General features: G+C 41.3%; 12 protein-coding genes and 1 tRNA gene. 5 read left to right on the plus strand and 8 right to left on the minus strand.

The window, feature by feature from the left end; genetic code table 11:
- Positions 1-42 precede the first annotated feature (42 nt).
- Both ttrR and ttrS read right to left on the minus strand, forming a co-directional pair.
- Positions 43-639 (minus strand): tetrathionate respiration response regulator TtrR, encoded by a 597-nt coding sequence (gene ttrR / locus M1F25_RS08220; RefSeq protein ID WP_004255863.1) that lies wholly within the window; start codon positions 637-639, stop codon positions 43-45.
- A gap of 125 nt (positions 640-764) precedes the next feature.
- Positions 765-2,522, minus strand: a complete 1,758-nt coding sequence (ttrS, locus tag M1F25_RS08225; RefSeq protein WP_181489578.1) for a tetrathionate respiration histidine kinase TtrS — start codon at positions 2,520-2,522, stop codon at positions 765-767.
- A 254-nt stretch (positions 2,523-2,776) separates the two neighbouring features.
- Between ttrS and ttrB the strand changes: the two genes are divergently transcribed.
- From ttrB to ttrA, 3 genes are read left to right on the plus strand one after another with little or no spacing between them, the layout of a single operon-like run.
- Positions 2,777-3,514 (plus strand): tetrathionate reductase subunit TtrB, encoded by a 738-nt coding sequence (gene ttrB / locus M1F25_RS08230; protein WP_036957869.1) that lies wholly within the window; start codon positions 2,777-2,779, stop codon positions 3,512-3,514.
- Positions 3,496-4,542, plus strand: coding sequence for a tetrathionate reductase subunit TtrC (gene ttrC / locus M1F25_RS08235; RefSeq protein ID WP_140170734.1), 1,047 nt, complete (start codon positions 3,496-3,498; stop codon positions 4,540-4,542). The genes ttrB and ttrC overlap by 19 nt, the downstream gene beginning before the upstream one ends.
- On the plus strand, positions 4,535-7,609 hold the full coding sequence (gene ttrA / locus M1F25_RS08240) for a tetrathionate reductase subunit TtrA (RefSeq protein ID WP_004255849.1): 3,075 nt from the start codon (positions 4,535-4,537) through the stop codon (positions 7,607-7,609). The genes ttrC and ttrA overlap by 8 nt, the downstream gene beginning before the upstream one ends.
- A gap of 168 nt (positions 7,610-7,777) precedes the next feature.
- Here ttrA and M1F25_RS08245 read toward each other — a convergent pair whose 3' ends face one another.
- Positions 7,778-8,785 carry a nickel/cobalt transporter gene (locus tag M1F25_RS08245; protein ID WP_232368731.1) on the minus strand — a complete coding sequence of 336 codons (1,008 nt, stop codon included), beginning with the start codon at positions 8,783-8,785 and terminating at the stop codon, positions 7,778-7,780.
- On the minus strand, positions 8,776-9,411 hold the full coding sequence (locus M1F25_RS08250; RefSeq protein ID WP_094960764.1) for a DUF1007 family protein: 636 nt from the start codon (positions 9,409-9,411) through the stop codon (positions 8,776-8,778). Before M1F25_RS08250 ends, M1F25_RS08245 begins: the two co-directional genes overlap by 10 nt.
- Positions 9,412-9,664: 253 nt before the next feature.
- Between M1F25_RS08250 and M1F25_RS08255 the strand changes: the two genes are divergently transcribed.
- Complete coding sequence (locus M1F25_RS08255; protein WP_004255839.1) at positions 9,665-10,711, plus strand: rhodanese-related sulfurtransferase; 1,047 nt, start codon at positions 9,665-9,667, stop codon at positions 10,709-10,711.
- A 328-nt stretch (positions 10,712-11,039) separates the two neighbouring features.
- Positions 11,040-11,498, plus strand: coding sequence for an Hsp20 family protein (locus M1F25_RS08260; RefSeq protein WP_036957864.1), 459 nt, complete (start codon positions 11,040-11,042; stop codon positions 11,496-11,498).
- 147 nt (positions 11,499-11,645) lie between these two features.
- Here the strand turns inward: M1F25_RS08260 and M1F25_RS08265 are convergent, their stop codons facing one another.
- From M1F25_RS08265 to M1F25_RS08280, 4 genes are all read right to left on the minus strand, one after another.
- Positions 11,646-12,239: a LuxR C-terminal-related transcriptional regulator gene (locus M1F25_RS08265; protein WP_153673605.1), complete on the minus strand. Its 594-nt coding sequence runs from the start codon at positions 12,237-12,239 to the stop codon at positions 11,646-11,648.
- Between the two features lie 205 nt (positions 12,240-12,444).
- Positions 12,445-12,699: a biofilm formation regulator BssS gene (gene bssS, locus M1F25_RS08270; RefSeq protein ID WP_004255804.1), complete on the minus strand. Its 255-nt coding sequence runs from the start codon at positions 12,697-12,699 to the stop codon at positions 12,445-12,447.
- A 220-nt stretch (positions 12,700-12,919) separates the two neighbouring features.
- Positions 12,920-13,969 (minus strand): dihydroorotase, encoded by a 1,050-nt coding sequence (gene pyrC / locus M1F25_RS08275; RefSeq protein WP_181489579.1) that lies wholly within the window; start codon positions 13,967-13,969, stop codon positions 12,920-12,922.
- Between the two features lie 212 nt (positions 13,970-14,181).
- Positions 14,182-14,257 (minus strand) — tRNA-Asn (locus M1F25_RS08280).
- Positions 14,258-14,505: the final 248 nt, after the last annotated feature.

A 14,505-nucleotide genomic window follows, 5' to 3' on the forward strand; every position in this document is an offset into this window, starting at 1 on the left:
TAGTCACAAATTAATAAAAAGGCATGATTAAACTATATCAAATTATTCGTTTAAAGCGTTAATTGCCTGCATGGTGCTCATTAACTCAGCTAAGTTACGAACCGCCATTTTTTCCATGACGCGAGAGCGATGAACCTCAACAGTGCGTACAGAAACACAGGTTGCCTCAGCAATCTCACGGTTAATTAAGCCTTGCAACACATAACCACAGATATCTTTTTCACGAGGGGTGAGCGTTTCATAGCGCTGCTTAATTAAATGCCCCTCAGTGGCTTTGGTGGTTTGTGATTGAGCTTGTTCTAAAGTCTTAGCAAGTTGTTGACTATCAATGGGTTTTTGTAGAAAATCAACAGCGCCAAGTTTCACTTGTTCCACCGCCATCGGGATATCGCCATGGCCAGACAAAAATATCACAGCCAATGTACTGTGTTGTTCCCTAAGGTATTGGTGAACTTGTCGTCCATCTAATTTAGGCATGCGCATATCCAATAACACCACACCTTCTTGGTGTAATGCCGCATTTTGGATAAATGTTTCACTGTCATTCCAAACGGTAACGCTATAGCCCAATGTTTCTAGTAAGAATTGGCAGGCATCCGTCACATCGGGGTCATCATCCACGAGATGGATTACTGGCATACATATACCTCGTCGTGTAGAGGGTGACAAATAAGGTGCTTTATATAATGAGCATTGATTATCGCAATAAAGCCATTGTCACATATAGTTAATGTGAATGTTATCAATTACGTGGCAAAACATGCTTAATCTACGATTTTATTGTGATAATTGAAAATAAGAGTGACCATTAAGCCATGTAACCCATCATCACTTAGGTTATTTTCGATACGAATGTCTCCGCCTTGGCTTTGTATCAAACGCTGGCAGATCACTAAACCTAACCCTAAACCTTCTTTTTTAGTTGTCGCAAATGGCGTGATACCTTGCTCTAATTGACCCGCAGGCATCCCTCCAGCATTGTCCTGTAAAACAAGTAAAAAATGTTGCTGTGAAAAATGAAACTCGAAACGCAGTAGGGTTGCCCCTGCTTGCAAACTGTTACTGATTAAATTAGAAAGTAATTGTTCTAGTAACGTGTCTGGCAACATCAGGGAGACGTCAGGGGTTTCAGGTAAAATTAACCTCGAATTGGGGTTGTGCTGGTCTGCACGCAATAATTGCCAAATATGATTAATAGCCTGTTTAACCGATTGCTGGCTCAATGTGATTGCGGGGTCATGGCTTGGTTTACCCGCCCAGAGACGCAAATTGCGAATGATATCGGCTCCACGTTGAGCTTGGTCGTCGATTTTAGTTAATGCGCTAATTAATGGGTGGCTTTCAGACTCTTTAGTCAGGCGTAGAATACACCCTTGGGCATAATGGCGGATTGCAGACAGCGGTTGGTTCAATTCATGGGCAAACCCAGATGCCATTTCCCCCAAAATATTTAACCGTTGTGCCTTTTGTAAATTGGCTTCTTGCTCTCGCAAGCGATTATGCGCTTCTTCTAATTGGCGGCTGCGACGTCTCACCAAAAAGGCAATCCAAACATGATTTATTCCAAGTAATACAAAAAATAATGCAACAAGGCTGATAGTGATTTGGTTTTGAATGGTCCAACTGACGATATCCTGCCAGATTTGGCGCTGTTGCGGATGTTGGTTAACGTCTCTGAGTAAGGTTTCGACTTGAGTCACCGACGCGGGAGCTCCCCAACGCATAGCGGCTTTATCTGTTGATAATAATGTCTTGGTGACTTTGTCGACCAAATTGTCCGGTACTTCACTTAAGGCGGCAAAAGACCAATTTGGATACAGTTCTGTGCTAGTTAAACAAGAGAGAGAGCTTGGATGTTGAATTAATGGGCGAAATTGTGTTTCATCAATCAACCCTTCGCTATGCATGTTTTCTAATAAACAGACAGGAACTATAGCTGCGGATAATGAATCATCACGCAGTGCGTATAATAATGCATCTGCAGGGAAACCTAAAAATTGCATCTTAAAGTCTTTGGCAGCGTCGTAGCCCATATCCCTCAACACTTTGTAACCTAACAAATAGCCACCAAAAGCATCTGGTGAAATTGCTCCGACTTTCTTGCCTATTAGGTTTTTAACTTCTGAAATATCACTGTCTTTTCGAACTAATATCAAGCTGCCAATAACATTACGCGTTGTGCTGTTGGGCTCCACGTCTGAGCGAAGGGAGAGCAACCAACGTAAATGATAGCGGTTATCTAACTGAATAAATTGGGCAGGATTCGTCAACAAAAAATCAATCTTGCGATTGGAAATCGCCTCTTTCATCTCATCTAAATTGAGAGGTTGTAACGTAAAACGCTCCCCAGGAATCGACTCATTGAGTGTATCAATCAAAGGCTGCCAATGAGATTGGGTTGAACTGGGGCCACGTAAGGCCAATACCCCGATAGTCCACTGGGCCGAAATTGCTGGCAAAGACCACGTCAGTAGCATGATTAACAGTATGTGATACAACGGTCTAGACGATTTTTTTAACATATTTGAGTTATTCGTTGCGTTAGATCAATTTAGCTACGGGTATGTGGTAAACCACAATAGGGCAGTGGCTCCACTCTTCTTACAATGGCACTACAAGCTTTATCAAGATAACCCATCGGGTTTAAAGAGAAATAACAATTTCAGTGGTTATCTTAACGAGACTGTACCCATTGTCAATAACGCATGTAATACAAATAACATATTGATTAATAACTTTTATTTTCGCATTAGCAATGTCAATACTGGAGCCAATTATGGATCTGAGTAAACGAAAATTTCTACAACAAATTGGAGCCGTAACTGCGGGGGCATCGTTGATTCCCATTGCAGAAGCAGGGCTCAATTTTTCCCCGACACGTCGAGAAGGCAATCCAGAAAAACGCTATGGAATGTTGATTGATTTGCGCCGTTGTATCGGTTGCCAATCTTGCACGGTAAGCTGCTCGGTTGAAAACCAAACCCCACAAGGTCAATTTAGAACGACAGTGAATCAATATCAAGTCGCAGTGAAAGGTGAAGAAGGGTTCACCAACGTACTGTTACCCCGTTTATGTAACCACTGTGATAACCCTCCTTGTGTACCTGTATGTCCAGTTCAAGCGACTTTCCAACGTGAAGACGGCATTGTTGTCGTTGATAACGAACGCTGTGTTGGGTGTGCGTATTGTGTGCAAGCCTGCCCATACGATGCTCGCTTTATCAACCACTCTACGCAAACTGCAGATAAATGCACATTCTGTGCTCATCGCTTAGAAGTGGGTTTATTACCTGCTTGTGTTGAATCCTGTGTCGGTGGTGCGCGCATTATTGGGGATTTAAAAGACCCGAACAGTACTATTCGTAAAATGCTGACAGAGCACGAGGCTGAAATCAAAGTACTCAAACCGGAAAGTGGCACATTACCACAAGTTTTCTATATAGGTTTAGATGACGCATTCGTGCAGCCGCTGCAAGGCAAAGGGCAGCCCGCATTATGGCAGGAGGTGTTCTGATGAATGGCCAAGTGACTTATATTTCAGAAATAATGGCTCAGCCACAAGAATTCTTTTGGCTTCCTTGGGCGGTACAATATTTCTTCTTCATTGGGATTGCGTCTTGTGCGGTTCTGTACGCGTGCTATCTTCATTGGAGAAACAAACCTGAAAACAGCCGCTTAGAAATGATCGCTGTATTTATTGCTATCACGATGGGGATCACCGCGCCGTTAGCACTAACCGCAGATTTACACCAAACCGCAAGGGTATGGCATTTTTACGCTCATCCAACAATATGGTCTTGGATGTGGTGGGGCTCTGTATTACTACCATTATTTACCACATTTATTGGTTTATATTTTGTCGCATTAGTGGTGAAGCTGATTTGGAAAAAAGAATTCAAAGCAACGCGTTGGGTTGCCTTGTTGGCCGCACTTTCAGCTATCGGTTTATTGTTATATACCGGCCGTGAAGCCTCAGTGTTAAACGCACGTCCAATTTGGTATAGCTGGTGGATACCGGTATTGATGTTCCTTAGTGCTCTGCAAGCATTACCAGCACTGGTTGGTTTAGGCGCTCGCCGTGAACCTCAATATCAAAACCGCTTAGCGCGTTTTCAAGTTGTGACATTATTATTGTTTGCGGTGTGCTTTGCGTTGTGGTTATCAGGTGACACCACTTCAGGTATTGCAGTACGCCAACAGTTAGATACTGCAAGCCCAGGCTGGTGGATGCTAATGGGGGTTTGTGCACTGTGGTTAATCACTTTTGCAATGTCCGTCAGTAATTTAAAAGCGACCCGTTCTGTTCCATATATTACTATTCTAGCTTTAATTTCAATGGCTTTTGCTTGGTCATTACGTTGGATTTTTCTGATGGAAGTTCAAGCGGTTCCAAAATATAACATTATCGCGAACCCATACCATTTCCCACTGGGAACAGATGGATTACTGGCCATCGTCGGTACATTCGGTTTATGGATTGCGTTAACAATTATTGTTCGTGAAGGTGTTCGCTGGTTTGCGAGGAGAGTGCAACATGGCTAAATTCTCAAGACGTCAATGGCTTAAAGGTGGTTTGGTTGTCGGTGGTATCGCATTATTTGGTGCAAGCTACCGTGATGTTGCCAAACGTGCAGTCGATGGTCTGGTTAATGGTACGTCAGGTAAAGTCACTCTTGATAGGCTTAATGGAAACTCTTTACGCCCTGAAGGGCAGGCACTGAAAGGCTGGCAAGAAAACCCAGAACAAGTGGTTGCGATGACTCAGTGTTTTGGTTGTTGGACCCAGTGTGGTATTCGTGCTCGCGTCGATACAGCAAAAAATGAAGTATTGCGTATCGCGGGGAACCCTTATCATCCACTTTCCCATGAAGAGCACTTTCCTTATGGAATGCCATTGAAAACGGCATTTAATAAAATGAGTGGAGAATCAGGCCTTGAACACCGTTCGACAGCCTGTGCTCGTGGTGCGACGTTAATGGAAGGTTTGACGAGCCCATTGCGTATCCTTGAACCGATGAAACGTGTGGGTAAACGCGGCGAAGGTAAATGGGAGCGCATCAGTTTTGAACAACTGATTAAAGAAGTGGTTGAAGGGGGCGATTTATTTGGTGAGGGGCATGTGGATGGCTTACGGGCGATTCGTGACTTAGAAACGCCTTTAGACCCATCTCAACCTAAACTGGGGCCAAAAGCTAACCAATTATTAGTGACCAACGCAGGTGATGATGGCCGTGATGGCTTTATCCGTCGCTTTGCACAAAATGCCTTTGGCAGTAAAAACTTCGGTGCTCACGGTTCTTATTGTGGACTGGCTTACCGTGCGGGTTCCGGTGCATTAATGGATGATTTGGACAAAAATGCCCACGTTAAACCCGATTGGGATAATGTCCGTTTCGCGCTATTCCTAGGGACATCACCTGCACAATCAGGTAACCCATTTAAGCGCCAAGGCCGCCAGTTAGCCACAGCGCGTTTACGTGATTCATTTAACTATGTGGTGGTATCACCTGCATTACCATTAACAACCACTTTAGCGAATGACCACGGTCATTGGGTTCCTGTGCAACCGGGTACGGATGCGGCATTGGTGATGGGGATGATCCGCTGGATCATTGAAAATAACCGTTACAACGCAAAATACCTCAGTGTGCCAAGTGAGAAATCCATGGAAGCCGTGGGGGAGAAAAGCTGGACTAACTCAACACATTTAGTGATCACGGATGATAACCACCCATTAGCAGGTAAATTGTTAATTTCTTCTTATATCACAGGGGAAGGTGACAATGAGAAAGCTTATTTAGTGCAAGATGCTGCGGGTGAATTAAAACTGGCTGATGAAACGCCTACGGCCGAGCTCTTTGTGACACGCCAAGTCACCTTGCACGATGGCAGTGAAGTGACCGTTAAATCTAGCTTCCAGTGTTTAAAAGAAGCGGCAAATCGTATGACTTTAGAAGAATACAGTCAGCGTTGCCATGTTCCAGTGAAAACGATTGAATCGCTGGGTAAAGCATTAACTTCTTATGATAGAAAAGCTGCTGTCATCTCTCATGGCGGTATGATGGGCGGTAATGGTTTCTACACTGCATGGTCAGTTATCATGCTTAACGCATTGATCGGTAACTTGAACTTGAAAGGCGGAGTCTCTGTTGGTGGTGGTAAATTCAATGGGGAAAACGATGGGCCGCGTTATAAAATTGCCAGCTATAAAGGCAAAGTGAAACCTAAAGGTGTGGTGCTGTCGCGCAGTAATGAAGTGTATGAAAAATCAGATGAGTTCAAAGCACGTCAGGCAGCGGGTGAAAATCCATACCCAGCAAAAGCCCCTTGGTACCCGTTTGCTAAAGGTCAATTAACAGAGCAGTTAGCATCTGCCTTGATGGGATACCCCTACGCACTGAAAGCGTGGATCACCAATATGACTAACCCTGTATATGGTATTGCAGGTATTCGTCAGGTGATGGAAGAAAAACTGAAAGACCCTAAACACCTGCCGCTGATTATTGGTATTGATGCCTTTATGAATGAAACCACGGCATTGGCAGATTACATTGTGCCAGATACCCATAACTTCGAAAGTTGGGGGTTTAGTGCACCATGGTCTGGCGTGCAGGTCAAAGCCAGCACAGCACGTTGGCCGATTGTTGAGTCACGTACTGCGAAAACAGCGGACGGCCAGCCAGTTTCGATGGAGAGTTTCTGTATTGCTGTAGCGAAAGAACTTAATTTACCCGGCTTTGGCGATAACGTGATTGAGGATATGGATGGCAACATGCATTCACTCAATACAGCGGAAGACTATTACTTAAGAGTTGCTGCAAATATGGCGTGGTTAGGGGAGAAACCAGTCCCTGAAGCCGCAACAGAAGATATCCAAATCAGTGGCGTGGAGCGTATTTTACCGGCTATTACACGGACTTTAAAACCAGAGGAAGTTCGCCGTGTTGCCTATATTTTCACACGAGGTGGCCGTTTTGCGCCTTATGAAAAAGCGTGGGATGGCGATGCAACAGGTCCTCAATGGAAAAAAGGCTTACAAATTTGGAACCCAACGGTGGCCGTTAATCGCCATGCCATAACCGGTGAACGTTATAGCGGTTGCCCGACGTATTACCCGCCTCGTATGGCGAATGGGGATGATGTGAATGCAGTATTCCCAGAAAAAGAGTGGCCGCTGAAGCTGATGTCATTTAAATCCCATGTGATGAGCAGCTCAACCACCGTTATTGAACGGCTCCGCCATGTGAAACCGACGAATCTTGTTGCTATCCACCCCGATGATGCAGCGAAAATGGGGGTAAAACATGGAGATTGGATTAGGATCACCACACCGGGGGGGCATGCTGAAGCCCAAGTAAGCGTACTTGATGGCGTAATGCCTGGAGTGCTTGCGATTGAGCATGGCTATGGGCATACCGAGATGGGAGCGAAACAGCATTATCTGGATGGCCAACCTATGCCAATGAATGCGGCAAATGGTTCAGGAATTAACTTAAATGACCTTGGGTTTGCTGACCCAACACGTGAAGTCGCTAACACGTGGTTAGATTGGGTTTCGGGGGCATCGGTACGCCAAGGCTTACCTGCTCGCATTGAGTTAATTGGTTAAATGAAGTAGTAAGGATGGCTAGTGGTGGGGACCTGCATAGCTTCACCATTAGCCATCTGGTAGTTGGCAATAAGTAGTAAGCAGTTGACATTGCGCATAAAACGGTGTGCTACCACACCGTGACTTCGGCAAATGCCTGGGAGGGGGAGCCCTCCCTTTTTTAATGGTTTATCGCAAGAGTGGCGAAACCGACTGTTCTAAGCCGATGCTTTGTAGCATCAAAATCCCCATCAAAATAAATAAAATACCTGCCAAAATTTTCAGTGTGATTGCCCAATATGGGGAAAATGACTTTCCTTTTAAGCGTGATACGCGAACCGCATTATCACGCATTAAATGAACAAAAATAGCTATTAAACAAATAGTTAATGCAGTCCCCATTGCCATTGCTAAGGCAGCGATAACCCCCCACACATATACCTCAATGACATAAGAAAACAGCAATACAAGAATTGCACCGGAGCAAGGGCGGATACCCATAGATAGGATAATCAATAGCTTACTTTTAAAACTGGATTGCAATTGATGGGACTGGATAACGTGTTGGTGTCCACAACCACAGTTGTCTGAGTGGCTATGGGCTTTTGTTTTACTTATTGCTCTCGTTGATGAATTCAGTGGTTGAATGCTTTTTATCTTGAGTGGTGCCAAGTGTCTTGATTTGCGGATTGACCAGCCACGACGCAATGCGCTGATGCATAAATAGCTACCCAGCAAAATGACAAATAGATAACTCGTTTGCTCTGCATATAAACTGGTTTGGTTGAGATGCTTAGTAGAGAGTTGGAATAGGATCAAGACTAAGGAAACTAAAGTAATCGCAACAAGCCCTTGTAAGAGAGAGGCAAGTAAACTAATGATAACACTCTGTTTTAAATGAGTCGCTTGGGTGGCAATATAAGTGGTAATAATTAATTTGCCATGCCCCGGCCCAAGGGCATGCAAAAAACCATACGCAAAACTGGCAACTACCAGTAACCCACCTGCATACCATGGGCGAGAGGTGGTTTCTTGCAATAGGTAAGATAGCCCTTGGTTTAACTGTTTTTGCCAAGCTAGGCTAAGTTGTAACCATGATCCCCAGTGGGTGTATAGCTGCCAAGCGGCATAGGTTATAAGCCCCATAAACAGCGCAGTAATTATTAGTCTTTGCGTACGTAAAGGCATTATGGACATTGAATATCAACCCGTTGTGCAAATTGTTTGCCAAGTGCCAAATCTTCTTCTGGGCTATCACTTTTGTCTAAAGAGAAAGCGTAGGCGCGCATTGAATCGGTCACATTTGCTTCTTGTAGTTCCATCTGGCAATTTGCTGCAATATCTAAAGGTAGGTTAACTTGCTGTTTATTTTGGTAAGTCATGCTGACGTAGAATGTTGGGTCGTAAGTTTGAATTTCCACATGGGAACCTGCTATAGGCAGGGGTTGCATAAATGAAGCGGTAAAGAAGAAAACTAAAGAAAAGCCATCTTTTTCTAAATGGTAGCTATCAGGAATACGTTTAAAACTGACTTTCTTCCCCTGATAATAAAAATCAGTGAAATAATCTTGCATCAATACATTCGCCATAATAATAGCTTCTTGCTGTTTCCAACGCGGGTCATCCGGTTTAATGCCTTTTAATTCATACGCGATATCCGCTGATGTCATTGGATCCATTTTCCAAACATAGCTAATCCCTGAGTATTTATCTTGTTTACTTTCAAGGGAAATTTGCATTTCAATAAAACTATGAGGGTGTGCCGCTACTTGTGGAGCAACCATAAACAGAAATAGAAAATAGAAAGGAAAAAATCGCATCATTCAGTCAGCTAAATTGGTTTATCAAAAAAATGTTATAACATAACGAAATGCAAACTAAAATATCTCGTAGTGATTTAAAATTCAACCTAAAACGATTGGTTAATATTTTTATCACGATAACCCTACAAATAAAGGGTTTTTTATTAACATAATAAGAGGGATAATACTCACCAAGATTTAAATAGGGTGGCAGCTCGCCTGAATTTATTTAAATTAAAATATTATCAATGAGTTAAATAGGATTAAGAACACCATGCCAGTGTTACATAACCAAATTTCAAATAAAATATTAAAAGAACGTATGTTGGCAGAAGTTGAGCCGCGCACCACTATCTCTTTTTATAAATATTTTAATATCCAAGACCCAAACGAATTTCGTAATCAATGGTACCAACAATTTAAAGCATTAAGCGTTTTTGGACGTGTTTATATTGCAAAAGAAGGTATTAACGCGCAAATCAGTGTGCCGGAATCTAATGTGGGCGCATTGCGCGAACTTATTTATGCAACAGACCCCGCATTAGATAACTTACGTTTAAATATTGCGATTGATGATGACGGTAAATCGTTCTGGGTGCTGCGTATGAAAGTCCGTGAGCGCGTGGTGGCTGATGGTATTGAGGACGAAACATTTAACCCTGCAAATACAGGTCAATATCTAAAAGCTCACGAAGTGAATGAAATGATTGATGACCCAAATACTGTTTTCGTCGATATGAGAAATCATTATGAGTACGAAGTAGGGCGTTTTGATAACGCGATTGAAATACCTTCAGATACATTTAGAGAGCAACTGCCAATGGCGGTGGAAATGCTGCAAGAGCAAAAAGACAAAAATGTCGTAATGTATTGTACTGGTGGGATCCGTTGTGAAAAAGCCAGTGCTTATATGCTGCATAATGGCTTTAAAAATGTTTACCATGTTGAAGGTGGGATTATTGAATACGCACGTAAGGCGAAGGAACAAGGGTTGCCTTTGAGGTTTAAAGGGAAAAACTTTGTTTTTGACAACCGAATGGGAGAGCGTATTACAGAAGACACATTAGCACAATGCCACCAATGTGGTGCACCTTGTGATACACACACCAATTGCCGTAACGATGGCTGTCACTTGCTGTTTATCCAATGCCCTAGCTGTGCAGAAAAGTACGAAGGTTGCTGCAGTTCGTCTTGCACTGAAGAAATGAAACTTCCAGAGCAAGAACAACGCGCACGCCGTGCAGGTCGCGAAGTCAGTAATAAAATCTTTAATAAGTCACGTCACCGTTTATCCGATGGGTTATTAAATAAAGATAACTAATTATTGATGTTCTCTATAATAAGAAAGCCCTGTAATTAGGGCTGATTAGAGCAAGATAAAATTAATTGAAATAAAAAATTTATTTCATTCGATGTCATTACGTTGCTTATACCCCATGCATTTCGTATGAAATTCATGGGGTATTTGTTTATGGTTTACAGCAGGTAACGCCATTTTGTAAAGAAGTGTAATTTAAGACTTGAAATACGCGTAACTGGCACTATATAAGAATTGCACCAAGAAAGAGCATTATCCCATACTAGGTACACAGGTAATGGTGCATAGTCGTATGTGTTTAGTTTGATATAAAAATATTGAAGGAGAAATTATGTCTAACATTAGATCTTTTTCATTATTCCCAACATTATCCGATAGCTTACTTTCTAACAGATTTGACCAAATGGATCGTTTGTTTAGCCAGCTAACAGGTAATAGGCCTTTAACTTCAGAGCATCCGTATAATTTAAAACAAATAAATGAAACAAGCTATCAATTAACGGTTAGTGTTCCAGGTTATAAGGAAGAGGACTTAAGCGTATCCCTAAAAGGCGGGAAATTGTATGTTCAAGGTGAGCAATCAGCAGAATTAGTTAATGATTCTGAGAAATGGATCCATCAAGGAATAACGCAAAATAAGTTTTCCCTTGAATTTAATCTCGGTAAAAATGTGAAGATAGAAAGTGCTGAGTTATCTAGTGGTTTACTAACTCTGGATATTGAATATGAAATCCCGGATGAAGAAAAACCTCGAGTTATCGCTATTGAAAATAAAGATATAAAATCATAGAACTAAAATTTATGACTCGTCAGCAGCAGTTAGAGTGACTTTATAATATTGGACACTCTTGCTGACCGGTTTGTAAGGCCTGATTTCGTTATTCAAACGGAGTCAGGCCTTTTAGTTTTGTTTTAGTCGATTTAAATTAAAACATTTTTAATATAAATATTTAAATACATTATATATAAAAAATAACTCAATTCTATTTTTGACGAAAACTTTAGATGCGATATGTCTTTTCTGTGAATAGACAGTACTATTGCTAATTCCTAGTTTTCGAGAAATAATATGATTGGGTGTCTCATTCATCCAGTTATTAATAATATTTTGTTCTTTAATCGTGAAAATAGATGACTCAATATTATTAGCAAGTTTGGTGATTTTTTCTATTTGTTCATGGTCACGAATAACTTTATCAAGCGTTTGAATAATAATGCTTTTTGATAGAATAAAGTAATTATCCTTTAATAATAATGGGTTGTTTGTTTGCGGATAAGGAGCATTAATATAAATATAAAAGCGTGCATTATTAGTATTACTTAATAACTGCTGTAGAGTAGGGCAGTAATCAGAGTAATTACAATAGTAGGTTAGATTCACCAGTATAATGCTTGGTAGGTTTGTGTTCATAAAACCAATGGCTTCTTTTATACATCCTGTACTAATAAATTCGAGTTTTTTATTTTTAGATAAATATTCTGTAATGCCAAGACGTGTATAATAACATTCATCAATAACTAATATTCGCATTGGAACATCCTTGTTCAAGAAGATGGCTTACAATAAATTGGAATTGATAGAGAAGTCAACCAAGGATTAATAAAAACAATAAATAGTGTTCTTATTTGAAATTGCTAATTAGTAATTAATAAGGTAATTATATAAAGACATATAATTATCTATATAGATGAATAAATTAAATGGATATTAGTGGCACTAATATCCATTTAATTTCCTAGTGTGTTTTAAAATCAAACTCAACATATTCCCCTGATTCTATCTTGTCTACGCCTGCTTGGAGAATATGAATAAGTTGTTTAGCCACATCAGTCGTTAGCCACATGGTTTTATCCACAATAGCATCACCTGTGTGTTTATCTTGCTCGGGGAGGTAGTGCAAACGCAACATCATAGCGTCGTAATCATCGACTGTGCTGATGTCCCAGCCAACTACTGGGTGGGTTTGAATGACATCATTTTTTTTATTCATATAAACCTCCTAATCAAACATCGTGATAAATAATAAATATCTATAACTGACTAAGAGCAATGACCTCGTGATGAGTCCACTTTTAGTATAAGGAGATTTCGCTAATAAGAAAGCAAATAAAACATTTTTTTTGTTTATATAGCAGAAAATGCATAAAACAGACAATAAGGATTGTAAAAACAGAATGGGAAGCACTTTGAACTTCCCATTAGTGTATAAACTACTGACCCAGAGCGACTGTCCAGCGCGCATCTTCTCCTGCTAAGAAAGGAACTAATTTATCATTACAGCAATCAATCGATTCGCAAGTAATATTTTGTTCTTTAGTTAGCGTAATAGTTCCTTCGTTTACAGGTAAGTTATAGAATTTAGGACCATTTAGTGAACAAAAAGCTTCGAAATGCGCCAAAGCACCCAGCTCTTCAAAAACAGTCGCGTAAGCCGCTAATGCGGTGGGAGCATTAAAGACCCCAGCACAACCACAGGTAGACTCTTTACGTGATTGTATATGTGGTGCGGTGTCGGTACCAAGGAAGAAACGGTCACAACCTGAAGCAACGGCTGCACGTAATGCTTCTTGGTGTACATTACGTTTCAAAATAGGCAAGCAAAATAAGTGCGGCCTTATACCACCAACTAACATATGGTTACGGTTAAACATCAAATGTTGAGGTGTTAAAGTTGCTGCGGTGAATTCATTTGCTTCTTGGACATATTGAGCCGCTTCTTTGGTGGTTATATGTTCAAAAACGACTTTGAGTTTTGGAAACTGTGCCCGTAATGGCGACATAACTTGCTCAATAAACAACGCTTCGCGGTCAAAAATATCGATATGGCTTGCGGTGACTTCACCATGGACCAGCAATGGCATTCCTGCTTGTTCCATCGCAGCTAATACGGGATAAATTTTTTTAATATCAGATACGCCATGACTAGAGTTTGTTGTTGCATTAGCCGGGTAGAGTTTACAGGCAGTAAATACCCCTTCGTTAAAGCCACGAACCACTTCAACAGGATCTGTGCTATCAGTAAGGTAGCAGGTCATTAAAGGGGTAAATTGATGCCCTTCTGGAACCGCTTTTAGGATGCGTTCACGATAAGCTTTTGCGGCTTCAATCGTTGTGACTGGTGGCACTAAATTCGGCATGACAATTGCACGGCCAAAAAATTCACTGGTATAGGGAACGACCGTTTTTAACATATCATCATCGCGAAAATGAACATGCCAATCATCAGGGCGGCGGATCGCTAGGGTAGTTACAGTTGACATTAAACCGGCTCCATAGGGGAAGAGTGAATGATGAGCGAGTGCTCAAGCCGGAATAGAATGATAAAGGTAAAGTAAAAAAATAGCTATGAGAAATCACGATTATAGCTTATTTCAGGGATAGATCGCGCAAATAACGTAAATAGGTGGCTTATTTAGTTCGTTCAATAGCAAAAAACCTGCTTAAGTTTCCTTAAGCAGGTTTTTCTAAATTTTGGCTCCTCCAGCTGGACTCGAACCAGCGACATACGGATTAACAGTCCGCCGTTCTACCGACTGAACTATGGAGGAACTCCTTGGTACGCAGAGGATATTAGCTTTCTCTCACCGCATTGTCAAAGGAGAATATCGAAAAAATTGTTTGTTTGCCTGTTATCTGTGCGAACTGTCGGAAGTTTGATCGAAAATAGAGTAGTGGTGATTAATCAAGGCCATACACTAACGAAAAGACTGAGACAAATCTGAGTTGATGAGCGGTATATTATTTCAAGTTTAGAGGTTAATCGTAGTTAATCACTACTAAGTCATGGATGGATATA

Source organism: Providencia sp. PROV109 (assembly GCF_033681625.1).
Classification (GTDB): Bacteria; Pseudomonadota; Gammaproteobacteria; order Enterobacterales; family Enterobacteriaceae; genus Providencia; species Providencia hangzhouensis.